At 64.5% G+C, this 23,802-nt stretch carries 23 protein-coding genes; 12 read left to right on the top strand and 11 right to left on the bottom strand.

Annotation, left to right across the window (positions count from 1 at the left end):
- Window positions 1-62: 62 nt before the first annotated feature.
- Window positions 63-449: a response regulator gene (locus tag IVB29_RS29125; RefSeq protein ID WP_247506824.1), complete on the bottom strand. Its 387-nt coding sequence runs from the start codon at window positions 447-449 to the stop codon at window positions 63-65.
- 266 nt (window positions 450-715) lie between these two features.
- Here IVB29_RS29125 and IVB29_RS29130 point away from each other — a divergent pair, with 266 nt between their 5' ends.
- From IVB29_RS29130 to IVB29_RS29140, 3 genes are read left to right on the top strand one after another with little or no spacing between them, the layout of a single operon-like run.
- The gene (locus tag IVB29_RS29130; protein ID WP_247506825.1) at window positions 716-3,496 is read left to right on the top strand and encodes a PAS domain S-box protein; all 2,781 of its coding nucleotides are present in this window, start codon (window positions 716-718) and stop codon (window positions 3,494-3,496) included.
- Window positions 3,497-3,550: 54 nt separating this feature from the next.
- Entirely contained in the window at window positions 3,551-4,546 is a 996-nt protein-coding gene (locus IVB29_RS29135) for a P1 family peptidase (protein ID WP_247506826.1), read from the top strand.
- Between the two features lie 49 nt (window positions 4,547-4,595).
- Window positions 4,596-4,859: a KTSC domain-containing protein gene (locus IVB29_RS29140; RefSeq protein ID WP_247506827.1), complete on the top strand. Its 264-nt coding sequence runs from the start codon at window positions 4,596-4,598 to the stop codon at window positions 4,857-4,859.
- Here the strand turns inward: IVB29_RS29140 and IVB29_RS29145 are convergent.
- Window positions 4,821-5,645, bottom strand: coding sequence for an EF-hand domain-containing protein (locus IVB29_RS29145; protein ID WP_247506828.1), 825 nt, complete (start codon window positions 5,643-5,645; stop codon window positions 4,821-4,823). The genes IVB29_RS29140 and IVB29_RS29145 overlap by 39 nt on opposite strands.
- Before the next feature lie 252 nt (window positions 5,646-5,897).
- Here IVB29_RS29145 and rpe point away from each other — a divergent pair, with 252 nt between their 5' ends.
- On the top strand, window positions 5,898-6,599 hold the full coding sequence (gene rpe / locus IVB29_RS29150) for a ribulose-phosphate 3-epimerase (RefSeq protein ID WP_247506829.1): 702 nt from the start codon (window positions 5,898-5,900) through the stop codon (window positions 6,597-6,599).
- A gap of 41 nt (window positions 6,600-6,640) precedes the next feature.
- On the opposite strand, the gene IVB29_RS29155 is transcribed toward rpe, so the two are convergent.
- Window positions 6,641-7,747, bottom strand: coding sequence for a hypothetical protein (locus IVB29_RS29155; RefSeq protein ID WP_247506830.1), 1,107 nt, complete (start codon window positions 7,745-7,747; stop codon window positions 6,641-6,643).
- A 235-nt stretch (window positions 7,748-7,982) separates the two neighbouring features.
- Between IVB29_RS29155 and IVB29_RS38445 the strand changes: the two genes are divergently transcribed.
- Window positions 7,983-8,117: a hypothetical protein gene (locus IVB29_RS38445; protein WP_256466915.1), complete on the top strand. Its 135-nt coding sequence runs from the start codon at window positions 7,983-7,985 to the stop codon at window positions 8,115-8,117.
- A gap of 208 nt (window positions 8,118-8,325) precedes the next feature.
- Window positions 8,326-8,517, top strand: a complete 192-nt coding sequence (locus IVB29_RS29160) for a hypothetical protein (RefSeq protein WP_092028230.1) — start codon at window positions 8,326-8,328, stop codon at window positions 8,515-8,517.
- 107 nt (window positions 8,518-8,624) lie between these two features.
- Here IVB29_RS29160 and IVB29_RS29165 read toward each other — a convergent pair whose 3' ends face one another.
- From IVB29_RS29165 to IVB29_RS29185, 5 genes are all read right to left on the bottom strand, one after another.
- Window positions 8,625-10,058, bottom strand: coding sequence for a bifunctional serine/threonine-protein kinase/universal stress protein (locus IVB29_RS29165; RefSeq protein ID WP_247506831.1), 1,434 nt, complete (start codon window positions 10,056-10,058; stop codon window positions 8,625-8,627).
- A gap of 5 nt (window positions 10,059-10,063) precedes the next feature.
- Window positions 10,064-10,804: a metallophosphoesterase family protein gene (locus IVB29_RS29170; RefSeq protein ID WP_247506832.1), complete on the bottom strand. Its 741-nt coding sequence runs from the start codon at window positions 10,802-10,804 to the stop codon at window positions 10,064-10,066.
- A gap of 117 nt (window positions 10,805-10,921) precedes the next feature.
- Window positions 10,922-11,530 (bottom strand): hypothetical protein, encoded by a 609-nt coding sequence (locus IVB29_RS29175; protein ID WP_247506833.1) that lies wholly within the window; start codon window positions 11,528-11,530, stop codon window positions 10,922-10,924.
- Window positions 11,523-12,209 (bottom strand): hypothetical protein, encoded by a 687-nt coding sequence (locus IVB29_RS29180; protein ID WP_247506834.1) that lies wholly within the window; start codon window positions 12,207-12,209, stop codon window positions 11,523-11,525. Before IVB29_RS29180 ends, IVB29_RS29175 begins: the two co-directional genes overlap by 8 nt.
- Window positions 12,206-12,976 (bottom strand): MotA/TolQ/ExbB proton channel family protein, encoded by a 771-nt coding sequence (locus tag IVB29_RS29185; protein ID WP_247506835.1) that lies wholly within the window; start codon window positions 12,974-12,976, stop codon window positions 12,206-12,208. The genes IVB29_RS29180 and IVB29_RS29185 overlap by 4 nt, the downstream gene beginning before the upstream one ends.
- A 199-nt stretch (window positions 12,977-13,175) precedes the next feature.
- Between IVB29_RS29185 and IVB29_RS29190 the strand changes: the two genes are divergently transcribed.
- The 3 genes from IVB29_RS29190 to IVB29_RS29200 all read left to right on the top strand — a co-directional run bounded on the left by IVB29_RS29190 (window position 13,176) and on the right by IVB29_RS29200 (window position 15,608).
- The gene (locus IVB29_RS29190) at window positions 13,176-14,546 is read left to right on the top strand and encodes a histidine kinase (RefSeq protein WP_247506836.1); all 1,371 of its coding nucleotides are present in this window, start codon (window positions 13,176-13,178) and stop codon (window positions 14,544-14,546) included.
- Between the two features lie 7 nt (window positions 14,547-14,553).
- A complete protein-coding gene (locus tag IVB29_RS29195) occupies window positions 14,554-15,204 on the top strand; it encodes a response regulator transcription factor (protein WP_247506837.1) in 651 nt (216 codons plus the stop codon).
- Between the two features lie 107 nt (window positions 15,205-15,311).
- Window positions 15,312-15,608, top strand: coding sequence for a hypothetical protein (locus tag IVB29_RS29200; RefSeq protein ID WP_247506838.1), 297 nt, complete (start codon window positions 15,312-15,314; stop codon window positions 15,606-15,608).
- Between the two features lie 34 nt (window positions 15,609-15,642).
- Here IVB29_RS29200 and IVB29_RS29205 read toward each other — a convergent pair whose 3' ends face one another.
- Window positions 15,643-16,230 (bottom strand): TetR family transcriptional regulator, encoded by a 588-nt coding sequence (locus IVB29_RS29205; RefSeq protein ID WP_247506839.1) that lies wholly within the window; start codon window positions 16,228-16,230, stop codon window positions 15,643-15,645.
- A gap of 549 nt (window positions 16,231-16,779) precedes the next feature.
- Between IVB29_RS29205 and IVB29_RS29210 the strand changes: the two genes are divergently transcribed.
- Window positions 16,780-17,949: a M20 aminoacylase family protein gene (locus tag IVB29_RS29210; RefSeq protein ID WP_247506840.1), complete on the top strand. Its 1,170-nt coding sequence runs from the start codon at window positions 16,780-16,782 to the stop codon at window positions 17,947-17,949.
- Between the two features lie 132 nt (window positions 17,950-18,081).
- On the opposite strand, the gene IVB29_RS29215 is transcribed toward IVB29_RS29210, so the two are convergent.
- Window positions 18,082-19,407 carry a hypothetical protein gene (locus tag IVB29_RS29215; RefSeq protein ID WP_247506841.1) on the bottom strand — a complete coding sequence of 442 codons (1,326 nt, stop codon included), beginning with the start codon at window positions 19,405-19,407 and terminating at the stop codon, window positions 18,082-18,084.
- Window positions 19,408-19,476: 69 nt separating this feature from the next.
- Window positions 19,477-21,384, bottom strand: coding sequence for an acyl-CoA synthetase (locus tag IVB29_RS29220; RefSeq protein ID WP_247506842.1), 1,908 nt, complete (start codon window positions 21,382-21,384; stop codon window positions 19,477-19,479).
- A 248-nt stretch (window positions 21,385-21,632) separates the two neighbouring features.
- On the opposite strand from IVB29_RS29220, the gene IVB29_RS29225 reads away from it, so the two are divergent.
- Both IVB29_RS29225 and IVB29_RS29230 read left to right on the top strand, forming a co-directional pair.
- Window positions 21,633-22,715, top strand: a complete 1,083-nt coding sequence (locus IVB29_RS29225) for a preprotein translocase subunit SecD (protein WP_247506843.1) — start codon at window positions 21,633-21,635, stop codon at window positions 22,713-22,715.
- A 275-nt stretch (window positions 22,716-22,990) separates the two neighbouring features.
- On the top strand, window positions 22,991-23,797 hold the full coding sequence (locus IVB29_RS29230) for a cyclic nucleotide-binding domain-containing protein (RefSeq protein ID WP_247506844.1): 807 nt from the start codon (window positions 22,991-22,993) through the stop codon (window positions 23,795-23,797).
- The last annotated feature ends 5 nt before the right edge of the window (window positions 23,798-23,802 follow it).

The following is a 23,802-nucleotide window of genomic DNA, read 5'->3' on the forward strand; positions in this document are numbered from 1 at the left end:
ACCAGATCGACCCCAACGCCCCGGTTCGCCGGGGCGTTTCCTTTGGCCGCACGGTCGCACGGTCAGACGACCGCGGAGAGTTCGCCACCCGCCGCAGCCTGGGCCTTCCGCAGCGCTTGTAGCAGATCGTTCGGCCGAAACGGCTTTTGCAGGCAGACCACGTCGGCCAGATCGGGCGCCGCACCGACGAAATCCAGCGCGGTCATGCCGGAGACTGCGACGATCGGAAACCCGGGAACTCGCTCACGAATGGCCAGCATGACGTCAACGCCACTGGTGTCGGCCAGGAAAATATCGACGATGGCAGCATCGAAAAAGCCTTCGCTGAAGGCCTTCAGGCCCGCCGCACCGCTCTCGGCCTCGATTACGTCATAATGGTTGACCCGAAGCACGATCGCCACCATCGCGCGGACGTCCTTCTGGTCGTCGACAACGAGCACACGGGGCATGGGAACAACTCCCGGATCCTTATCATTAATTGGTTCAATTCACCGCAAAACGGCGACAAGGCAGTATGAGTCCGCGCCAGTAAAGCACTTCTTACCACTTACCTGTTCCGAGTCCCCCTCCAGGTTAAGTAAGCTGTAACCCTCGGTTGAGTCGCAAGCGCTTTCTGTCAGGATGCGCGGCCGGAGCGCGCTACCATGAAGGTCGCGGCTACCGGCCGGAAGAGATTGACGTACGAGATCACCGTGCCGGCTTAGGAGAGATCGACGTGCTAGCGCCCAACGACCGAAGCACATTCCTGTCGACCTTGACGGCGACGCGGAGCGACCGCACGGCGGCATTGGCGATCGTCGGCATCTCCGCGATCCTGTTCGCGCTGGCGGTACCGTTTGCCGGCACACCGCTCGTGCAGGTGCCGGCCTTCGTGGCGAGCTACCAGTCGGCGCTCGCGGTCAGCGACATCATCACTGCCGTCCTGCTGCTGTCGCAGTTTGCCGTCCTGCGCAGCCGCGCCCTGCTGCTGCTGGCGACCGGCTATCTGTTCACGGCCACGGCCGCGATAACCCACGCCCTCACCTTCCCGGGGCTGTTTGCCCCGACCGGACTGCTCGGCGCCGGCTCGCAGACCACCGTCTGGCTCTACATGATCTGGCACGGCGGTTTCCCGCTGTTCGTCCTGGCCTATGCCTCGCGGAAGGACAACAATGGCGGCAACAGGATTACGGGCTCGACGTCGCGCGCGGTTGCTCTCTCCGTCGCCGGCGTGTTCGTCGCAACGGCCGTTTTCGCCTGGCTCGTGACGGCGCAGCACGCCCTGCTGCCGGTCCTGCTGAAGGACGGCCATTACACCAACACGATGATCGGCGTGGTGTCGTTCGTGTGGTCCTTGAGTTTCGCCGCGCTGTTCGCGCTGTGGTTTCGCAAGCCGCACACCGTGATCGACGTCTGGCTCATGGTCACGATGTGCGCCTGGCTGTTCGATATCGCGCTGTCGGCGATCGTCAACGTCTCGCGTTTCGATCTCGGCTTCTATGCCGGCCGGCTCTACGGCCTTGGCGCGTCGAGCTTCGTGCTCGCTGTGCTGCTAATCGAGAACGTGCGCCTCCAGGCCAACACGGCGGGCATGGTCGGCGCGCTACAGCGGCAGTCGAGCACGGAGAGAAACTATTATGCCGAGCGCGAGCGGCTGTTCAGCGCGGTCGTGGAGTCCTCCAACGACGCCATCATCACGAAGTCGCTCGACGGCACCATCACGTCCTGGAACCATGCTGCGGAGCGGGTCTTCGGCTATTCCGCCGAGGAAGCGGTCGGCCGTCAGGTCGACATCATTATGTCCGAGGCACAGCGCGAGGAAATCGACGAAATGCTGGCCCGCACCCGCAACGGCGGGGTGATCGACCAGCACGAGACCGTGCGGCTGCACAAGAACGGCCAGCCCATCGCCGTAATGCTGAGCCAGGTTCCACTGCGATCGCGTGACGGCAACATCATCGGCGCCTCCAAAGTGGTCCGCGACATCACCGAGCGAAAGCGGGCGGAGTCCGCGCTCAACCGCGAGATCGAGGAGCGCCAGCGTATCTTCGAAACCTCGCAGGACCTGATCCTGGTCACCGACGGTTTTGGCAATTTCGTCCAGGTCAGCCCCAGCGTCACCGCCATTCTCGGCTGGAGCCCGGACGACATGGTCGGGCACAGTGCGACCGAGTTCATTCACCCGGATGACCTGGAGAGGACGCGGAGCGAGATGCGCGCGGCGCGGCGCGGCGCGGTCAAGCGCAGCTTCGAGGCGCGCTATTATCACGACGACGGTCACGAGGTGACGCTGAACTGGATGGGCACCTGGTCGGATCCTGTGAAGCGCCACTTCTTCATCGGCCGCGACCTCACCGAGAAGCAGGCCGCCGAGGCCCAGCTCAGGCAGGTCCAGAAGATGGACTCGATCGGTCAGCTCACCGGCGGCGTCGCCCACGACTTCAACAACGTGCTCACCGTCATCACCGGCACGATCGGCATTCTATCGGATGCGGTGGCCGACCGTCCTGAGCTTGCTGCCATCACCAAGCTGATCGACGATGCCGCCGAGCGCGGCGCGCAACTGACAAAACACCTGCTCGCCTTTGCCCGCAAGCAGCCGCTCCAGCCACGCGAGATCGACGTCAACGCATTGACGCTCGAGGCCGCCAAGCTCCTGCATCCGACCCTCGGCGAACAGATCACCATCATGCCGCAGCTCACCGAGGATGCGTGGCCGGCCCTGGTCGACCCGGGTCAGCTCTCCACCGCGATCCTCAATCTCGCGCTAAACGCGCGCGATGCCATGCCCGACGGCGGCACGCTGGTGCTGGAGACCCGCAACATCTTCCTCGACGACGGCTATGCCAGCATGAATCCCGACGTCGTCGCCGGCAATTATGTGATGATCGCGGTCAGCGACACCGGCACCGGCATCCCGCCGGACCTGATCGAGCGGGTGTTCGATCCGTTCTTCACCACCAAGGAGGTCGGCAAGGGCACTGGCCTCGGCTTGAGCATGGTGTTCGGCTTCGTCAAGCAGTCCGGCGGGCACATCAAGATCTACAGCGAGGAAGGCCACGGCACGAGCGTGAAGATCTACCTGCCGCGCTCCACCGGCGTTCAGGAGACCGAGTACGAGGTGCTCCAGAACGTGCCCATCACCGGCGGCGACGAGAAGATCCTGATCGTCGAGGACGACGCGCTGGTCCGTCAATACGTCGTGACCCAGATCAAGAGCCTCGGCTATACCGCGCTCGAGGCCGCCAACGCGGCCGAAGCCCTCGTCATCATCGATGCCGACAAGGGGATCGACCTGCTCTTCACCGACATCATCATGCCGGGTCACATGAACGGCCGCCAGCTTGCCGACGAGGCAGTGCGGCGGCGTCCCGACCTGAAGACGCTGTTCACCTCGGGCTACACCGAGAACGCGATCGTCCATCACGGCCGGCTCGATTCCGGCGTGCTGCTGCTCGCAAAACCCTACCGCAAATCCGAGCTCGCCAAGATGCTGAGGACGGCGCTTGCGAGTTGAGCCTGCGGCATCGGTGCGCTATCGCTGACACCTGAAGCGCATGGAGTGCCGGCCTTGAAAAACCTTCTCACCGATATCGCCGGCGTCCGTGTCGGCCATGCCGAAGACGCGAAAGTCGCCTCCGGCGCGACGGCGGTCATCTTCGATTCCCCCGCAATCGCAGCGATCGACGTGCGTGGTGGCGGCCCCGGCACGCGCGAGGGCGCGCTGCTCGATCTTGCCAGCACGCAAGAACGGGTCGATGCGGTCGCGCTGTCCGGCGGTTCCGCCTTCGGGATCGAGGCCGGCGGCGGCGTGCAAGCGTGGCTCGCCGAACAGGGACGCGGTCTCAATATCCGGGGCGCGGTGATCCCACTGGTGCCGGGTGCGATCATGTTCGACCTGCTCAACGGCGGCGACAAGGGCTGGGGCCGCTTCGCCCCCTATCGCGATCTCGGCTACGCCGCGGCAGTGGCCGCAGGCCACGACTTCACGCTGGGCAGCGCCGGCGCAGGCTTAGGGGCCACCACCGCAACCTTCAAGGGCGGACTTGGCTCGGCCTCGGCGGTCCTCGCCAACGGCATCAAGGTCGCCGCACTCATGGTCGTCAACGCGGTCGGCAGTGCAACGATCGGCGACGGGCCGTGGTTCTGGGCCGCGCCGTTCGAGGAGAACGGCGAATTCGGCGGGCGCGGCCTGCCGCCCAAATTCACGCCGGACATGCTGGCGATGCGCATCAAGGGCGGGCCCGCCGCGAGCGCGCGTGAAAACACCACGATCGGACTCGTCGTCACCGATGCGGTGCTGACCAAACCCCAGGCCAAGCGGCTCGCCATGATTGCGCACACCGGATTTGCCCGCGCCATCTACCCCGTGCATGCGCCGACCGACGGCGACGTGCTGTTTGCGGCCGCGACCTGCGAGAAGCCGATCGAGCCGCTGGTCGGCCTCACCGAGCTCGGCACGATCGCCGCCAACGTGGTCGCACGCGCAATCGCGCGGGGTGTGTACAATGCAAACGCGCTGCCGTTTGCGGGGGCGCTGCCGGCCTGGAAGGACCGCTTCGGCTAGAAACGAAACGGCGCACCGGGCGTTATCCGACGGGCCCAGGTGCACCGTCATGCCGTCTTCTGTGATCCGCTTCTTTCGCTACGCCGCCGATACGCGCGAGTTGAAGGTGACCTTCGTCAGCGGCCGGCTCTACATTTACGAAAATGTTCCGCCTGAGGTGGCCGCCGCGTTCAAGGATGCTCGTTCAAAAGGTACGTTTTTCAATCGCGAAATCCGCGATCGCTACATCTATCGTGACATCACTCACGACCATGCTGACCAGCTTGGATCCGGCTCACACGCTCATCGACATGGACGAGCCGGCAGTCGCTGAGGCGCCTTGGCCCTGCCCGCCTTGCCGCTGCATCAATTGCGCAAACAGATCATAGGCCGAACTGCCGCCGCCGTTCGCATTTGATGAGCTCGAAGCGCCCGGGACCGTTGTCGACATCTTGAATCCGTCGGCATAGGTGACGGTCGTGGTGGTCGCGCCGTCCGCGCCGGTCGTCGTGGTCGAGGTCGATCCGCCGCTCGACGAGGACGAGGAATCCGAGTCGCTGCCGGAGGCATCGCCCGAACCGCTCGCCCCCTGCGCGTGGTGATGACCGCCGTGGCCGCTCTTCAGTGCCTTCGACATCTCGTCGAGACTGACGCTGGCGTCCGAATTCGAATCCAGCTTCGAGAACACGTCGTCGGCCTGCGCCGTGTTGGTGCCACCGGCGCCGAGCGCGTTCTCGAACTCGGACTTGGTGATCTTGCCGTCACCGTCAGCGTCGATCTGCGAGAACAGGTCTTTCAGCGCGGCGTCCCGGCTCGTCGACGTCGAGGAGGTCGAGCTCGACGAGGTGGAGGTCGCCGCGCTGCCGGTGCTGTCCGATGACTGGCTCTGCGCGGCGATCAGTGCGCTCATCGTCTCCGGCGAGATCTGCGCGCAATTGCCCGAATTGACCGACGAGGTCGCGCCGGTGGACGTGCTGTTGCTGCTGCTGTCGATCGCGAACGGGTCGGTCGTCGCGCTTTGCGAAGACCCCGTCTTCTGCGTCGACGAGGACGATTTCGAATTCGTCAGCGACTGGATCGCGTCGAGCGCGCTCGATACGGCACTCAGGGCAAACAACATTGCACAACTCCAACCGACGCGGCATGCCGCAGCCAATGTTCTGGCGGTGATGTCAGCAAGCGTCGTGCCAGCGCAAAAAGCTCAATGAAATCCGTCCTCGCGGTGCTCGGCTTGGTTCGGGAACACCGGCAATTCATGCCGGTCGCGGCAGAAATTTCCGCCCACAGGAAGCACGCCGTCCCTGCATTGCCCGCCACGGAGGCCCATGTTAGGCGAGGTTCATCTTTCACGGCCGCCACGGGAAATAGCGCCATGACCCAAGCCTTCGCCTCCCGCCCCCTGGCCATCGCGCCCTCGATCCTGGCCTCGGATTTCTCCAGGCTCGGCGAAGAGGTGCGCGCGGTGGATGCCGCGGGTGCCGACTGGATCCATCTGGATGTGATGGACGGGCACTTCGTTCCCAACATCTCCTACGGCCCCGACGTCATCAAGGCGATGCGCCCGCACACCAAGAAGATTTTTGACGCGCATCTGATGATCTCGCCTTGCGATCCGTATCTTGAAGCCTTCGCAAAGGCCGGCTGCGACCACATCACCGTGCATGCGGAAGCAGGTCCCCATCTGCACCGCTCGCTCCAGGCGATCCGCGCGCTCGGCAAGAAGGCCGGCGTCTCGCTCAACCCGGGCACGCCGATCAGCGTGCTCGAATACGTCATCGACCTCGTCGACCTCGTGCTGGTGATGTCGGTCAATCCCGGCTTCGGCGGCCAGGCCTTCATCCCCTCCGCGATCTCCAAGATCCGCGACATCCGTGCGATGACAGCGGGCCGGCCGATCGACATTGAGGTCGATGGCGGCGTCGGGCCCGATGTGGCAGGTCCCCTGGCCGCGGCCGGCGCCAACGCCTTCGTCGCAGGCACTTCCGTCTTCAGGGGCGGCACGCAAGAGGCCTACAAGACCAACATCGCCGCGATCCGTAACGCAGCGGCAACGGCACGCGGCGAAGCGATCTGACCGGGTCCACCAAGCACGCCTTTGCGGGTTCGGCGTGGTCCTCAGCTCGGAAGTGGAAATTGCCGCGCCGTCATGATCTTCCTGACTCGCGCGGCATCCGCCGGTACTTTCTGCGCCGCGGCTGCCAGCAATGCGGCAGTGAAAGCCGATGACTTCTGGTCTTCAGCCTCGGGCCATTTCGTGGCGAGCCAAGCCGAGGCGACGAGAGCATCGGCGGAATCGCGACCGAGCTCGCTACGCAGGTTCCAGAACAGCCCGCCCCAGACTTCGGCCCCCTTGTAGGGCATATTCATATCGTCGCGCGATGTGACCGCCTGGAGTTCGGCGAAGCTCTTGTCGTTGGCAAGATTCCTGATGAACGGCTTGTCCGAGAACAGCTTCGCGACCGCTTCACCCAATCGCGGATTGTCGAGGTAACTGCAGGCGAGATAGTCGGCAAGACCGGACTCGATCGCCGCGTAGAAGCCTCGCCATTCGACGTTTCGACCGGCCGTCAGAACATGATGACCGTATTCGCGCAAAGGGACCGATCGGTCGACCACCAGCTTTGGATCGATGACGATTGCGTTCTCCTTGTAGTAGGCGTTCGGATAGGATCCCGTCGACTCCACTTTGATGCTGACCCGTTCGCCGGCGGGAAAGCCCAGACTATCCAGTCGCGCGATGTAGCCCTGGAGCAGATTGTCCAGCGACTGCCGCATGTCGTCCTTCAGCGCGTCGGTCGGTTCGAACGCAACCCGTCCCGACGGGGAAGGAAGCGACGGCCCCGTCCCGGCGGGTCTGGTCTCGAGAAATGCGGCGACTCGCTGGATGCGATCCGCATCCGTGATGAGACCTGCCTTGAGGAGAAAATCCAGATTATGAGCAGCGGCGTCGGAGTCGCCGGTCTTGATCATCTCCAGGATGCGCGCCGATTCCGCCTTCCCGTTCTCGACCGCCAGCTGTTGCGAACCGTTGAGATAGGCGACGCCGGCATTGCCGAGCGCGGCCACAGCCGCGGCAAAGATGGCGACCACGAGCGGGCTGCGCCACCGCGCCGCCGCGCTATCCTTTTCCTTAAGCGTCGTATCGCGCTCGCGCAACGTAACGTCTGCGCGCCATTTCTCGCGCTCGAAGTCGAACCGCTCGCGATCGGACACGTCACTCATGACACCACCGGACCGGATCACTGCCAGGGAACTACGATAGGTTGAACTCCGGACGAAAGGCAAGCCCTGTCCCGGTGGGCGGCGGCGAATGTCTGCCGATACGTTCTGCGGCTTCTACGGACATTGCGACGCGCAAATGCCTAAAATTGCAACCCAAGTCCGTACTCCTCCGGACTTCCCTGATTCGTGCAAATCACCGCTAGTGATTCCTGCCTGTTTTTCGCGGGAGCACATCATGACGACGACCCTGGTCTGGACTGGCGTGGCGTTGTGGATTGGTTTTTGTGGGTTTGTTGTGTTTGGTCCGTCGGCCGGACCGTTGCAGGTCCCGGCACGTTCGGCGCGTCACATCCGTCGCCATCGGATCTGACACCGTGCAGTTCGCACTCGTGAAGCGTCAACCGAAGCGCAGGTGCCGCATCCCGCGGCGCCCGCATCCGGACCTCGACTATTTCTTCGGTCGGCTTGAACGCACCGAAGGCGAGATGCGCGACGACACCGGGCCCGACACGGCGGACCTGGATCACCCGCTCCGGTCACCGCGCCGGCATTGAAATTCTTTTTCCGGACTTGAAGCGATGAAGCCGCACTGCCCGAACTGCCTGAAGGAAATGACCAAGGCATCCGCGTCGCGTAATCTCTTCAACTGCGAACCCTGCCGCGAGATCATCCAGTATTTCGGCGGCAGCGCAGATCACGGCGAGCCCGGTCCGCAATTCTCCTGGCCGATCCGCCGCAAGCGCACCAGTCACACCGCTCACGCGGCCTGATCTTTCCTAAAGCATGATCCGGAAAAGTGCGAAGCGGTTTTCCGAAAAGATCATGCGCAAACAACAACCTAAAGCGCAATGACGATTCATCCGAATCTCATCGCGCTTTAGCCCCACACCACGCCGGCGCCTGGTTTCGCCGCAGCCATCCGCGGCGGCCGCACCACGGTGACGGTGCAGGCCGTCTCCGAGAGCACCTTGGCCGAGACGCTGCCGAGCCGCGTGCGCCGAAACGAGCCCTGCCCAGCGCCGATGATGAGGTGGTCGACCTGGTTGACCTCGGCAAACTCCAGCAGCGCCGCCGCGGGATCGACCGCTTCCAGCACATGAACCGACAACCGGCTCTCATCCAGCTTGAGCGGCGTCGCCCAATGCCTGAGCGCGACCAGCCGGTCGATATGCTTGTTGGAGCCCTGCTCGTCCAGCGTCTTGTCAATGGCGATGCGGTTCAGCTTCAGCACATTGACGCAGGCGAGCCTTGCCGAGGGCAGCGTCGCCAGGATGCGCTCGGTGGTGACGCGCAGCGCCTCGTTCAGCTCGGGTGCACCTTCCACCGTGTCGAGCGCGACCGCGAGGATCGGGCTCGAGGCGATTTGAGCTGCGACATCCGCCTTGGCCCGCGGCTGCATGACACCCAGGTTGAAGCGGCGACGCCAGGCGACGCTGAGCGGATCGCGCTTCAGCCGCTCCGAGCGTGTCGTGAGCTTGACCTGGTCCGGATGGGCGAGATCAAAGGCGAGCTGGGACGCGGTCGGATAGCGCCACTCCGGCTCGATCTCCAGGCACCGCAGCACCACCTCCTGGAGCCAGGGCGGATAATCGGCGCGTAAACTTCGCGGTGGATACGGATCGCGCCACAGCCGCCGTCGCATCGCCCGCAGCGTCTCGCCCTCGCCGAAGGGACGCTCGCCGGTCGTGAAGAAATACAGCAGCACGCCAAGCGAGAACAGGTCGCTGCGCGGATCGTCGCGCACACCCTGGAGCCGCTCGGGCGCCATGTAGGGCGCGGTGCCGTAAGGCAGGCGGAACTCCTCCTGAAGCAGATCGGGCAGATGGTTGTGGTGCGACAGCCCATAGTCGATCAGCACCGCCTCGCCGCTCCCGCGAAACATGATGCTGCTCGGCTTGATGTCGTGATGGATCACGTTCTGCCGGTGCAGATCGGCAAGCGCGGTCGCGATCTTGGTCACGAGCTGCCGCGCCTCCTCGTAGGGCAGCGGCAAATCGGGCAACCGTTTGTAGAGTGTGGTGCCGACGATGCGCTCGATGACGACATAGGCCTGATGCGCGAAATCACCGGTGCCGAAACAAGATGGCACGTGCGGACCCGCGAGCCGCGGCAAAATCATCATCTCCATCTCGAAGGAGACGATCGCAGCGGGATCCTCCCCCTCCGACACCCGCGGAATCTTCATCAGCAGCGGCACGTCGATGCCGGAATGGGTGACCGTCCACAGCGTCGCCATGCCGCCGGCATGGACGCATTCGCCGATGGTGTAGCCGTCGATCTCCGCGCCTGATTTAACCAGGGGTTTCGGCATCGCCGTCAACGTCCCTGGGACAGGCGGTCGGCCAGCCAGGGCGGCAGGCCGTTCTCGCGTATCCGGCTCGCAGCCGTCTCGATGTCATAGGGCGCACGGCAATAGGTGATCTGGCACGAGACCGTATCGAACAGCACGAAGGCCGCGGACGGATCGCCATCGCGGGGCTGCCCGACCGAGCCCAGCACGGCCAGCCATTGCCGCCCGCGCAGCAGCGGCACGGACACGTCGGTCTTGGGCACGAGGCCGGTCATTTTCGCCGTCACCGACATCGAATACAGTGCCGGGCGGTGGATGTGGCCGCAGAAGGTGACGTGGGCGGGCGTCGATATCAGGCTCTTGGCCGCATCCGCCGTCGTGCGGACGTAGTGCCAGCGCGCGGGCTGCGACGCTTCGGAGTGGACGTAAAGGCGCTCCTTCTCATCCATGGCCATCGGCAGTTCGGCGAGGAACCGCCGCTGCGCCACATCGAGCCGCCCGCGGGTCCATTCGATCGCGATCTGCGCCTCGGCATTCATGGTCTCGGTCGTCGTCCCGACGGCCTCGTCATGATTGCCGCGGACGGCGATGGCGCCCTCCTCGACCAGCTCCATCGCGGTATCCACGACCCATTCCGGATCCGCGCCATAGCCGACGAAGTCGCCGAGCAGGATGAACCGCTCCGCGCCCTTCGCACGGGCAAGCTTCAGGCAGGCCTCGAACGCCTGCCGGTTGCCGTGGATATCCGAGAAAACCGCGAGAAGCACGCACCCTCCACCCTCAGATTCTTATTGGAAGCCGATAAGGCCAAATTGAGGGACGTCAAGAAGATGCGCCGGCGCGGGGCCGTTTTCCAGCGGGCCGCTGACGGGATGGTGAAGAGCCTATTGCTCGTCCTTCGGCGGCATCCGGGGCGGCGGAATCGGGGTGAACAAGGCCGCGCCTTGCGCGCCGGCCGGTGGTGCCAGGAATTCGCCGGTCGAGGAATCGCCGCCGGTGGTCTCCAGAATGGTCTTGGGCGTCACATATTCCCGGACCATGTCGATGAGACTGCCATCGCCGCCGCCGAAATCGGCGGCCCGGCCGCCCTGCGGATGTCCCAGCGCGATCTCGTTCTCCGCCGCATGGGTCTTGTCGGCCAGCCTGTCATTGTAGGGGACACGAAACGCACGCGGGATGCCGCTCGGGCGATTGTCTTCATCCAGCTGCTCGACCCAGAGATAGATCGAGCCGGGATCGCCCTCCAGCGAATGCGGCTCGACGATGCGGGCCTTCAGCAGCTTGAAGGTCGCCGGCAGCCGATCGGCGCTGGCCCAGCCGAGCAGCCCGCGCATTTCGGTGAAGCTGACGACATAGAACGCGCTGGTGACGACCACCGCGACCGCCTTCAGCGACCAGTGCAGCCGCGCATAGACCAGCACGACCAGCAGCAGCGCGCCGATAACGGCGTAGGCGACTGACAGCGTGAGGATGACCGTTTGCAGATTAGTCACGGCGTACCCTCACAGCGTTCTTGCTCACCCCGGTCTTCGGGTCGAGATCGCCGCCGTTGCGCCAGCTGCTGCGGAACGTCTCCATCAGCGATTTTGGCCGCTGGTCCACATTGACGACCTTGCCCTCGGCATCGAGCCGGAACCGCACCGCAGTTTTCTCATCGCCAGTGTGGTCGAGCGTGAACTTGTTGTCGAAGACCACCTGCGCGGTCGGATTGAGCTTCTGCACCTTGACATTGGCCGTGACGGGTTCGCCGGTCGTCGCGACGAAATGCGAGACATTCACCGTGTATTCGCCGGCGATGATGCCGCGCACCGTGACGATCTCCTCCCGAATGGGCGAGGCGATCTTCTTGCCGTTGACCATGATGAAATCGTTGGCCCCGCCGCGGTCGTCGCGGTCGAGCGTGAGGAAGCCGGCCTCGCGGTGGCGATACCAGGCGATGTTGCCGGCAGGATCCTGCACGAACAGGTCGAGATCGTCGGGATGGCTGTCCGGCCAGTCCAGCGTGATCATGAACTCCGCCTTGGAGTCGATCTTGCCGTCCTTGGCATCGGGGGAGACCGCGAGCAGTGCGAGGAAGAACAGGAACGCGATCACCTGCAGCGCCTTGAACAGCATCACGCCCAGCGGATCGAACGGCTCCTCGCGCGGATAGAGACCGAAATCATCCATCATGACGGGGTTCCAGAACCTTTGCGCTCCAGAACCGGCGTCACATAGGTCTCGGTCAGCACCACCGCATCCGAGAACACCCGCTGGGTCGCGGCATCCAGCATGTAGTACTGGATGCGGACCAGGATCGAGCCGACGAGGCCGGCCAGCGTCGTGTACATCGCGACCGCCATGCCGTCGCTCATCAGTCCCATCGAGGAGCGCATCGCGACCTTATCGGCGGCGTCGAGCCCCGCGATCGGCGCCAGCATGATGATGAAGCCGACGATGGTTCCGAGCAGGCCGAGCTTCATCAGGGTATCAGAGACGAAGGCGCCGAACCCATTGGAGCCGCGCAGCCGGTCGGCCAGCGTCCGCAACAGCAGCGTCTGGTCCACCGGACGGTAGTCCTGCGCGGCGGCCTTGGTCACCAGACTGTCGATGTGATCGCGCACCAGCCCGCGCGGCAGAGATGTCGTGCTGGTATCCAGCGCCTTGCTGCCATCGGGCGCCGCGAGCGCCTCGCGGCAACGCCGCGCCGCCGCTCCCTCCCGCGCGATCGCCCGCGTACGCAGGAAGCAGTGGCAGCAGGTCAGGATATAGAGCCCCGCGATGACGCTCGAAATGTAGGTGCGGTCCGAGCTCAGCATCAGACGGATCAGGCCGAAGCGCCACAGCAGCACGACGGCGAAGATCGACAGCCCGGTGAAGATCATCCAGAACAGCAGCGCGCTGCGCTCGGATGGGTCGGCAGGAGAGCCTGCGATCGGTCCAATCGTCATCGAACTCATGCTGCACTGCTCCTGGCTTGCAAGGATTGGCTTGCAACGATTCCACCCAATTAGATCAAAGCCGCCGTTTCAGGTCCAAAGACCCATGCCCAATCCGGCTTGGGAAATTTGCCCGAGCTGCAATCCGGCCCGAACCCCGCAATTGGCAAGGCGCGGCGGCGTTGTTAGGCTGACCTTACCAAACGTCGGGGATAATCGCATGCGCCTCGTGCTTCAGCTTGTCGCCCGTCTGCTTCTCATCGTAGCGCTGTGCCTTGGCGCAGCGACCGTGTGGGCCACGTTCGACGCCTATCGCAGCGTCGACCGGGCGACTGCGGCGTCGGCTCAACGGGTCGCCCAGACGCTTCAGGGACTGTATTGGCACGAGTTCTTGTTGCGCAGCAGCAGAACGCGCGAGCAGCTTCTGCCGGTTCCGGAATGGCGCACGCTGGAGACGATGAAGCTGATCTCGCCCGGCGTCTGCGTCGAGTTCCAGCCGGCCATCGCATTCGAAAAGCCGCTCTGCGGCCAGAGCGAGGGGCTGGGCAAGACGCCGCCGCGCTGGTTCGCCTCGATCGTGCCGATCTTCCTCGGCAGCCACGCCGAGGTGGTGCGGCCGGTCAGTCCGCGCGCCGCAACGGCCGGTACCGTCGTCGCGACGCCGGACGCCGCGGCGGCCATTTCGCTCGCCTGGGAGTACGTCCTCAACGTGATCGACGTTGCCCTACTGATGGCGGCGGCGATCGCGCTTCTGGCTTCGCTTGCGATCGCGCATGCGCTGGCGCCGGCGCGCACCATCGTCACGGCGCTCCAGCGCATGGCGCGCGGCCAGTATCGCACCAAGCTGCCGCGCTTCCGCTCGATGGAGCTGGCGATGATCGGCAGCGCCGTCGGCGAGCTCGGCGGCCGGCTGGAGGAAGCGACCGAACAGCGCGCGGCGCTGACGCGGCGCCTGATCGAGATCCGCGACGACGAGCGCCGCGCCCTCGCCCGCGAGCTGCACGACGAGTTCGGGCAGAATCTCTCGGCTATCCTCGCCTTCGCCAACACGATCGAGACGGCGAGCGCGAAGGAGAGCAAAGACAGCGGCATCGCACAGGACGCGCGCATGATCTCGCAGGCTACCCATCATTTGATGGCCTCGCTGCGCGATGCGCTGAAGCGGTTGCGCAATCCCCTGCCCGTTGAGCTCGGGCTCGAGGCAAGCCTCGTCAACCTCGTCGACAGCTGGCGCTCGCAGAGCACGGCGCGGCCGACGATCCAGCTCGATCTCAGGGGCGATCTCACCGACATCAGCGGCCCGGCTGCCACAACGGCCTATCGTGTCGCGCAGGAATGCCTGACCAACGCGCTCCGCCACAGTGCGGCCCGCGAAATCTCGTTGCGTGTCGAGCGGCGCGCGGGCGAGGACGATTCGCTGCTGATCCGCGTCGAGGACGACGGCGGCGGCGATGCGGAACGTGTCGCGCGCTCGGCCGGCTTCGGCCTCACCGGCATTCGCGAGCGCCTCGCTGCGGCCGGCGGATCGCTGTCGATCCTGCCTGCCAAGCGTGGCCTCAGCGTCGCCGCCACCATCCCGCTCGCCGCGTGAGGTCCAAATGAGCGACGTCGCGGCAAGAGGCATCTCGGTGCTGCTGGTGGACGATCATCCGATCGTCCGGCAAGGCTACCGCCGCGTGCTGGAGAGCCAGGGCGATCTGCATGTCCTCGCCGAAGCCGACAACGCCGCGGATGCCTACAGCGCCTTCAAGACGCACGACCCCGATGTCGTCGTGCTTGATATCTCGATGCCCGGCGCCAGCGGGCTGGAAGCGATCCGCAACATCCGTGCCCGCAATCCGCGGGCGCGGATTCTCGTCTTCACCATGCACAACGAAGCGGTGCTGGTGAAGGCAGCCTTCAGCGCCGGCGCCTCCGGCTTCGTCACCAAGAGCAGCGAGCCGACCGCTGTCGTCACCGCGATCCGCGCCGTCGCGCGGGGCGAGCGCGCCATGAGCGACGACATCGCGCATATTCTGGCCGAGGACAGTCTGTCGGCGGGCTCAGTGCTGGATCAGCTGGGCGAGCGCGAGATCGAGATTTTGCGCCAGTTCGCCGGCGGCGCCACCACCGAAGAGATCGCGACGCATCTCAATCTCAGTGTGAAAACGGTGCAGAACTATCACTATCTCATCAAGACCAAGACCGGCGCGCGCACGGATGCGCAGCTCGTGCGGCTTGCGGCGAGCTGCGGGCTGACCAGGATTTAGCAGCAGGATTCCACATTCCCTCAGATGACATGAAATCTCTCAATCTGCCGGGCGGATTGGAACAGAGGCTATTCCGTTCCAGTTAGCAGAGTGAAGGAGTAGGAGTCATGAGTAAGGGTCATCACAAGGCGGTCGCCCATCCGGCGATCATCACCGTCGGCGATCTCATCGACGAACTCTGCCGCCTCCCCGATACCGCCGTCGTCCATTTCCGCTGCCCCGCCCTCGATCAGGATCTGACATTCGAGCGGCTTCGAAAGCGATCGAAGGACGACGTCGAAATCGCGATCAATGCATATCCGGAGAGTCCGCCCGTCGTCCCATCGTCCGCCGCCACTTTCCGCGCACGCACGTCTTCGCCATCGGCCCGCAATGGCGTCGTTCTCAACAAGGTCAGAGGTTGATTGGCCGCAGCGCGTATCGAGCGGCTGCAGCGGTCTAGCAGGCCTTCAACCCGCGCAGCACCAGCGCCAGCGTCGCATCCACGCGCGCAGGCAGATCGACATCCTTCCACTCGTCGGCATGGGCCGGATGGTGGAAGCGGACCGTGGCGTCGAAGATCGCGCGCGCGGTGGTCTTGACGTCGTCGACGGCGAACACGCCCTGCTTGACGCCGTCGGTCAGGATCGCCGCGATCTGGTCGATCATGGTGTCCTTGTGGCACTTGACGGCCGCGCAAGCCTCGCGCGCCAAGGTCAGATAGGTGTCGAACATCTCGGGATCGTCGAGCACCCGCGAACGCTTGGCCGCGAACAGCGTGCGCAGCCAGCGGTCGAGCCTGTCAGGCGCGGGGCCCTGCTCCTTGGCGATCGCCAGCAGCGGCGCGTCGATGCGATCCAGCCAGCGCTTGGCGACGGCCTCGCGCAGCGAAGCCTTGCTCGGAAAATGGCGATAGACGCTGCCGTGGCTCACATCGAGCGCACGGGCAACGTCAACCACGGTGGCCTTGGCAAGTCCGTAGCGCCGCAACACGTCCTCCGTGACTTCGAGGATCCGCTCCGGCGTCAGGATAACGGCTTCATTCATGCCAGCACCTTGTTCCCGTTCAGGGTTCACCCGGCGATGGAGCTGCTTCCGAAGCGCCCATACCGGTCGTTTCGGAAAGCTCTCGCCTTAATGAGGCAGTTTTGCAGCCTGCGCCGCGATCTGGCGCGCCACCAGTAAATTGAGCCAATGCCCAATCGTGCCGGTGAGATTGATGATTTCGGTCGTCATTGTCTTAAGTCTCTCCATTCGTCCGCGGTCCCCACCCCAAAATTACGTCCCTTGATCCGCAGTTATTTCGGACCTCAGGCTCCCCGGGAGGGATGACCACGAGACGCCCAATCGGAGCGTCCGAGAACGGATATACACGTCTCGCTGACAGATTTCAATATCTGTCAGTCAATGATCCGTGATTGACAGTTAATTTCTGTGACCCCCGGAGTTGCAGGCCCGCCCGGCGGCCCGCCCCGGGCCCCCCTGGTCACCCTCGCCTTCGCCCGCCGGCCTGATCGACATGCGCCTGTGACGCGGCGGTCGGTTACGCTACGCTGACTCACCGACCGAATTCATCATAAGAAACGGACTCCACCCATGCCCATCGTCAACCGTATTGCCGCCCTTTCCGATGAAATGGCCGCCTGGCGTCATGACTTCCACGAGAACCCGGAGCTGCTCTACGAAGTCCACCGCACCGCCGGCATCGTCGCCGACCGCCTGCGCGAATTCGGCTGCGACGAGGTGGTGACGGGCATCGGCCGCACCGGCGTGGTCGGCGTGATCCGCGGCCGCAAGTCCGCCTCCGGCAAGACCATTGGGCTGCGCGCCGACATGGACGCTCTGCCGATCATGGAGACATCGGGCGTCGCCTACGCCTCAAAAGTCCCCGGCAAGATGCACGCCTGCGGCCATGACGGCCACACCGCGATGCTGCTGGGTGCCGCCAAATATCTCGCCGAGACGCGCAATTTCGACGGCGACGCGGTTCTGATCTTCCAGCCCGCCGAGGAAGGCGGCGGCGGTGGCAAGGCCATGGTCGAGGACGGCCTGATGACGCGCTGGAACATCCAGGAGGTCTACGGCATGCACAACATGCCGGGCCTGCCCGAAGGCCATTTCGCCACGACTCCCGGCGCGATGCTCGCCTCCTCCGACAACATCCAGATCATCGTTCACGGCAAGGGCGGCCACGCCGGCGCAGGTCCGCACAAATCGGTCGATAGCGTGCTGATCGGCTCGCAGATCGTCAACGCACTGCAATCGATCGTCGCGCGCAACGTCGATCCGCTGAAATCCGCCGTCATCTCGATCACGCAGTTTCACTCGGGCACCGCCTTCAACATCATCCCGGAGATCGCCGAGCTCGGCGGCACCGTGCGCACGCTCGATCCTGAGGTGCGCGATCTGGTCGAGCGCCGCATCATCGAGGTCGCCGACAGCATCGCCCGCGCCTATGGCGGCTCGGCGGAGACGAAATACACGCGGATGTATCCGGTGACGATGAACCATGCACGCGAAGCCGGCCTTGCCGCCGACATCGCCCGCGACATCGTCGGCACCGAGCGCGTCAACGACAAGTTCATTCCGATGATGGGCGCCGAGGATTTTTCGTTCATGCTGGAAGCCCGCCCCGGCGCGATGATCCTGGTCGGCATGGGCGACGGCAACGAGTGCCACCACCCGGCCTATGTCTTCAACGACAACATTCTGGGCCATGGCGCCTCGTTCTGGGCGCGCCTGGTCGAGACACGGATGCCGGCGTAAAAAGTCTGTAGGGTGGTTTAGCCCGCGGCTGCGCGAAGCGCAGTCCGCCGGCGTAATCCACCTCTTTAATTTCCGCGGAGACAGAAGTGGTGGGTTACGCCTTCGGCTAACCCACCCTACGCGCTGCCCCGCTCATCCCTGATATTGCAGCACGTGCATGCCGGCGTTCCAGTCGGAGACGAACATCATCCCGTCGGGCCGGACATAGGCGTCGCAGGTTTTTGCTGCGAGCGCGACGTTCGGACGGGGATCGATCAGCTTCTTCGGCACCGGCGGCACCCAGTAGGCGATCTCCTTCGGCGCAAAGGCGTCCTTGATGTCGAACACCCTGACGCCGGCATTGTTGTAGGTCGCGAAGATCGTGTCCTCGCTCTGGAACGCGCCCGGGCGGTTCTCATGCAGATTATGCGGACCGAATGTGCCGTTGGTGCAGAAGTCGCGGTCGCGCGGGGTCGGCAGGGTTGCGATCGGCACTGGATTTTCCGGCGCGCGCACGTCGAGCACGAAGGTGTGGAACAGGCCCTTGGCGCATTGGTCTGCGTTGGCTTCATCCGCGACGATCGCGAGTTGACGCTTCGGCAGCGGCAATGGCGTATGCGTGCCACCGGCGAAGGGCGGCGACCAGTTGATGTGCGACAGCAGCTTTGGATTGGTGGGATCGCTGATGTCATGGATGGTGAAGCCGCCATCGCGCCAGGCGGCATAGCCACGATCGCTCGCCGTGATCATGTGATGCAGCGCGAAGCGCTTGCCCTTGGGTGTCGCAGGCTCGCCGGCCGCGCGGTTCATGCCCGGCAGCCACCATTTCGCGACGATCTCCGGCTTGGTGATGGTCTGGAGATCGACCACGCAAAGGATGTGGTCGGTGAAGCCGTCGAGATGCGCCGACACATAGGCGTAGCGGCCGCCCGGCCACCACAGCCGGTTGATGCCGAAGCCCGGCATTTCGAGGAATGCAATCTCGCGCATCTCGCCGGGTTTCGAGATGTCGTGGATCGAAAGGCCGGAACGGAATTTCTTCGCCTTGGTGATGCTGTCGACCAGCGTGTTCTCGAAATAGCCGCGCATGTTGTCGTAGGACTGCATCGCGACGATGTTGGCGCCGTTCGCGAGCAGCAGCATATCTTCCGCCACCTGCAAATGGTGGGTGCGGGTGTATTGCCCCGCGGTGAAGAAATTGACCGGCTTCAGCGCACGCGGATCGGACGCATCCAGGATCGTCACACCGTCGCTGAACATGTGCCCGACATAGATATGCTGCCGGTTGAACATCACCTGCACGCTGTCGGGCCGCCCGCCGATGTCGCTGTAGGAGATGTGCTGGATGCCCTTGCCGATACCCTCCGGCGGAATGCCCGCCTCTGAAGCCGATGCGGATCTCGGCCATGCGGACAGCGCGGCGGCCCCGACCGCGCCCGACAATTGCTGAAGGTGACGGCGTCGAGAAAGTTGAAGCATCGATTTCCCCCATTTTTTTGGGGATGATGCTCGCTTGTGGCGAGGTATACAAGCTTCGCGTGCCCTCGCCTACACCTGCACCACCTCGTGCCGCATCACGAACGGCGCCAGCAGCGTATGCACCTCGCCGGCCACCACGTCGCGCTGGTCTGCCGGCAGGCCCGCGAGCGTCACGGTGGCGATCGAGCCGTGGCTGCCATGGGCGCCGACCTTGACCTTGCAGTCGATGCCGCGATCGACGAGCGGTGCGAGCACTGTCATGAACACGCGCTGCGCGGCGTCCCAGCGCAATTGCGGCTTGAACACCTTGCCGACGCCGGTCACCGGCATCGGATCGATCGGAATCACCTGCACGGGAACGGCCGCACGCTCCGGCGTGCGCTCGCGCACCCACGTCTCGAGCTCGCCCGGCTCGACGGTCGCGCCGGGCTTTAATTGCACGTAACCGACAGGCAGCTCGCCCGCATAGGCGTCGGGCTGGCCAACCACCGCGGCAAAGCCGACGGCGGGGTGGCGGAACATGATCTCCTCGATCGGTGCCGGATCGATGTTGTGGCCGCCGCGGATCACGAGATCCTTGGCGCGGCCGGTGATCCAGAGATAGCCGTCGGCATCGAGCCGGCCGAGGTCGCCGGAATTGACCCAGACGTCGTCGACGAAGGCGCCCTTGTTGTGCGCGTCGTTGAGATAGCCGCCGAACACGCCGGGCCCGGCCATGATCACGACGCCGATCTCATCCGGCTTGCAGTCGCGGATCAGGCGGCCATCGGCATCGAGCTGCACGATGCGCACGCGGGCATAAGGCATGGGAAGGCCGACCGATCCGAGCCGGATCGGCCGCGACGGAAAGGCCAGCGTGTGCACGCTCGACGTTTCCGTCATGCCGTAGACCTCGACCACCGGCAGCTTGAGCTTCTCCTGGATCGCCGATCCGACGGCGACGGGGATCGCCGAGCCGCCGCCAGCTGCATATTTCAGGCTGGAGATATCGGCATTGCCTGGCGGCACCGCGAGCGCTGCAGCCAGCACCGTCGGCACGCTCGACAGCGCCTCGGGCTTGAACCGCTCGACCAGTCCCCAGATGTTCTTTACCGCATTCGGATTGCGCCAGCCGCTCGGCGACAGCACGACCAGCGAGCCGCCGGCCGACAGCGTCAGCAGCACCTGGGTCAGCGATCCCCCGACATGAAACAGCGGCATGCCGAACAGCATGTTGGCGCCGGGCTTCGCCTTCAGCAGCAGGTTGAGCGCCCAGGCCTGATAGACCTGATTGGTGTGGGTATGCCGCACCAGCTTTGGCGTGCCTGTCGTGCCGCCGGTGTGGAAATAGGCCGCGATGTCGCTGCCCGAAATCTTGCGCCCGCTGATAAGCCGGTCGGAGGGCTGCTGCTTGACGAGGTCGTTGAAGGCATAGATGCCGTTGGCGGGATCGCCGCCACCGAACACCTGCACGACCGCCTTGAGATGTTTCAGCTGCGGGCGGATCTGCTCGACCTTCTGCCAGATGTCGGTACCCGGCATCGGCCCGAGCGCCACCAGGACTTTTGTGTTCGCCGCTTCCAGGATCTCCACGATCTGGTGCGGCTCCAGCAGCGGGTTGACGGGATTGGCGATGCCCGCCGCCTCGGCTCCGAACAGCGTCACGAAGGCATCGGGCACCAGCGGCAGCATGAAGCTGATGACGTCGCCCTTCTCGACGCCGAGCGCATGAAACATGTTGGCGGCCTGCGTGACGCGGCCGATGAAATCGCGGTGCGTCACCACCAGCGGCGTGTCGGAGGGATCGGCATTTTGCAGGAACTGGATCGCGGCGCCGTCGGGATTGCGCGCAGCACCAAGCCTGATGGCATCATAGGTGCTTTCGGCCGCGACGCGGTCGGCGTAAGGGACCTGCTCGAAGGCCTGAACCTCCGCGTCCGTCAAAAGCTCCGGATAGGCGTTGCCGATGAACCGATCGAGCGCGTGGATGCCCGCCATGGAATTCCGTCCTCCCTCAGATGCATTCCCCCGCCACCTGTCTTTTGACATTTTGGTTTGGCGGGGCCCCGACCGATCGCCGGTCGAACGCGGGCAGAATGATGGATGATTGAGCGTTCGTCCATGATTTAACGGCTACGGCGGTAGCACTCGGATTTCGGGCCTTTGAACCTCCGCGCCCGGTCGGGGGACCAAGAACATGCATCGGAGTCGCCTACCAGCGTCCTGCCGCAAGACTTGAGGTGATCATGACTACGTCCCTGCGGGACCGCGCCACTCGACTGATCCTCGCCTTCGCTATGGCAGCGGCGATCGCCCTGCCCCGTGCGGCGCTCGCCGCAGACAGCCAGTTTGACAAGATGCGCGCCAAGATCGCGGCCTTCGTTGCCGACAAAATGGAGAAGCTGGGCGGCTCGCGCATCGTCTACAAAGTCGACACCGACGGCTTGCGCGAGAGCGTCGTCACGGATTTGCGCGACGACGTCTACAAAACCCTGCGCAACGGCAAGATCGCCTTCTCCGGTCTTGTGATCCGCGACGGCGGCGTCGAATTGAAGATCGCGGATGCCAAGGGTCGCGAAGAGCTGAAGCGCAAGCTCGCGTCGGCCGCGGAGGGATTGCCGTCGCACGCGCTTGGCGTCACCGACGGCGGCGACGGACTGGTCAGGCTCGCGCCGACCGATGCCGCCTCCGCGGCACGGCTGCACGATCTCGTCGAAGATTCCATCGCCATGATCGAGCAGCGCCTGAAGGACGCCGATATCAAGCTCGCCGGCGCCCAGCCTGATGGCACGGACCGCATCCGCATTTTCGTCCCGGGCATGATGGAGCCCGAGCGTGTCACCACGATCTTCGCCACGAAGGTCAAAGTCAGCTTGCGCCTGGTCGACCTTTCGATGCCGGCCGAGCAGGCGCAATCCGGCACGCCGCCCGTGGGCACCGAAGTCCTGCTCGGCTTCAAGGACAAGCGCCCTTATCTGGTCGCCAGGGACAGCGCGCTCGACGGCGACGATATCAGCGATGCCGGCCCGGGATTTGCGGCCGGCACGAAAGAGCCGATCGCCTCGTTCCGCTTCAACGGCCGCGGCACGCGGCGTTTCGCCCACATCACGGAAGAGAACGTCGGAAAACCCTTCGCCATCGTGCTCGACGACAAGGTGATCTCCGCCCCGGTGATCCGCGAGCCGATCACCGGCGGCTCGGGCCAGATCTCCGGCAATTTCACCCTGGAGGAAGCGAGCAGCGTCGCCATGCTGCTGCGTGCCGGCGCGCTGCCGGGGCACCTCTCCCTCGTCGAGCAGCAGGTCGTGCAGCCCGCCGCCAAGCCGTAGGCCGGAGCCCCCCGGCGCCCCGTCTCGCCGGAGCGCCAAGTCCGTCCAAGAGGTCCGTCGACGGCGCCAAAACCCACCCCCGGGCCTCCGAATCACGGCCGCGCCAGGGCCATACGAACAACCAACGGGCAATTGCCGAAACGCCCGATCAGGCTAAAATTTGCCTCTTGCGACATGACGGCCAAAGGCTTCATTTCAAGCGGTCGTCATTCGATTTCGGCTATACCTGCCACGAATACCGACCGGGACTGAAGGCCTTACGCGGGATTAGTACCATGCCGTCCGGCAGCGCAGACATTTCGTCGATCCTCGACCGCATTCTCGATGCGGCGACGGACAATCTCAGGATCGCGAAGATCCTGGTCCAGATGGGCCTCGATCCCAACAACGTCACCTACGACGCAATCTTCAATCGGATGCTGGAGATCTTTGTCAGCAACATCACGCTGGCCAATCTGTTCGCCGCGGTCGGCGCCGGCTTCTTCGTCGCCACCCTCCTGATGCGAACGATGGTGCCGCTGCGCGTCGCCAACATGGTCGGCTGCGCCTTCTTCGCCGTCTTCGGCGCGCTGTCCGCCAACGTCTCGACGTTCCTGCTCTATCTGCTGCTGCTTCCGATCAACGCCCTGCGCCTGCGGCAGATGCTCAAGCTGGTCAAGAAAGCGCGCCACGCGGCTGAAGGCGACATGTCGATCGAATGGCTCAAGCCGTTCATGACCGAGCGCAAATATCGCCGTGGCGATACGCTCTTCAAGCTGGGCGACCCGGCCAAGGAGATGCTGCTGACCGTCACCGGCAAGTTCCTGGTCAAGGAAATCGGCGTCGAGATCGGGCCCGGCGCGCTGATGGGCGAGCTCGGCTTCCTGACGCCGGACAACCGGCGCACCGGCACGATCGAATGCATCGAAGACGGACAGGTGCTGACCATCACCTATGACCGGCTGCTCGAGATTTACTTCCAGGACCCGCAATTCGGCTACTATTTCCTGGTGCTGACCAGCCAGCGCCTGCTGCAGAACATCGATCGTTTGCAGAAGCAGCTGTCGACAGAGCGAGCCGCCACCACAAACAGGACCGCGTGATCGCG

The sequence above is a fragment of the Bradyrhizobium sp. 1 genome, from assembly GCF_023073315.1.
Classification (GTDB): Bacteria; Pseudomonadota; Alphaproteobacteria; order Rhizobiales; family Xanthobacteraceae; genus Bradyrhizobium.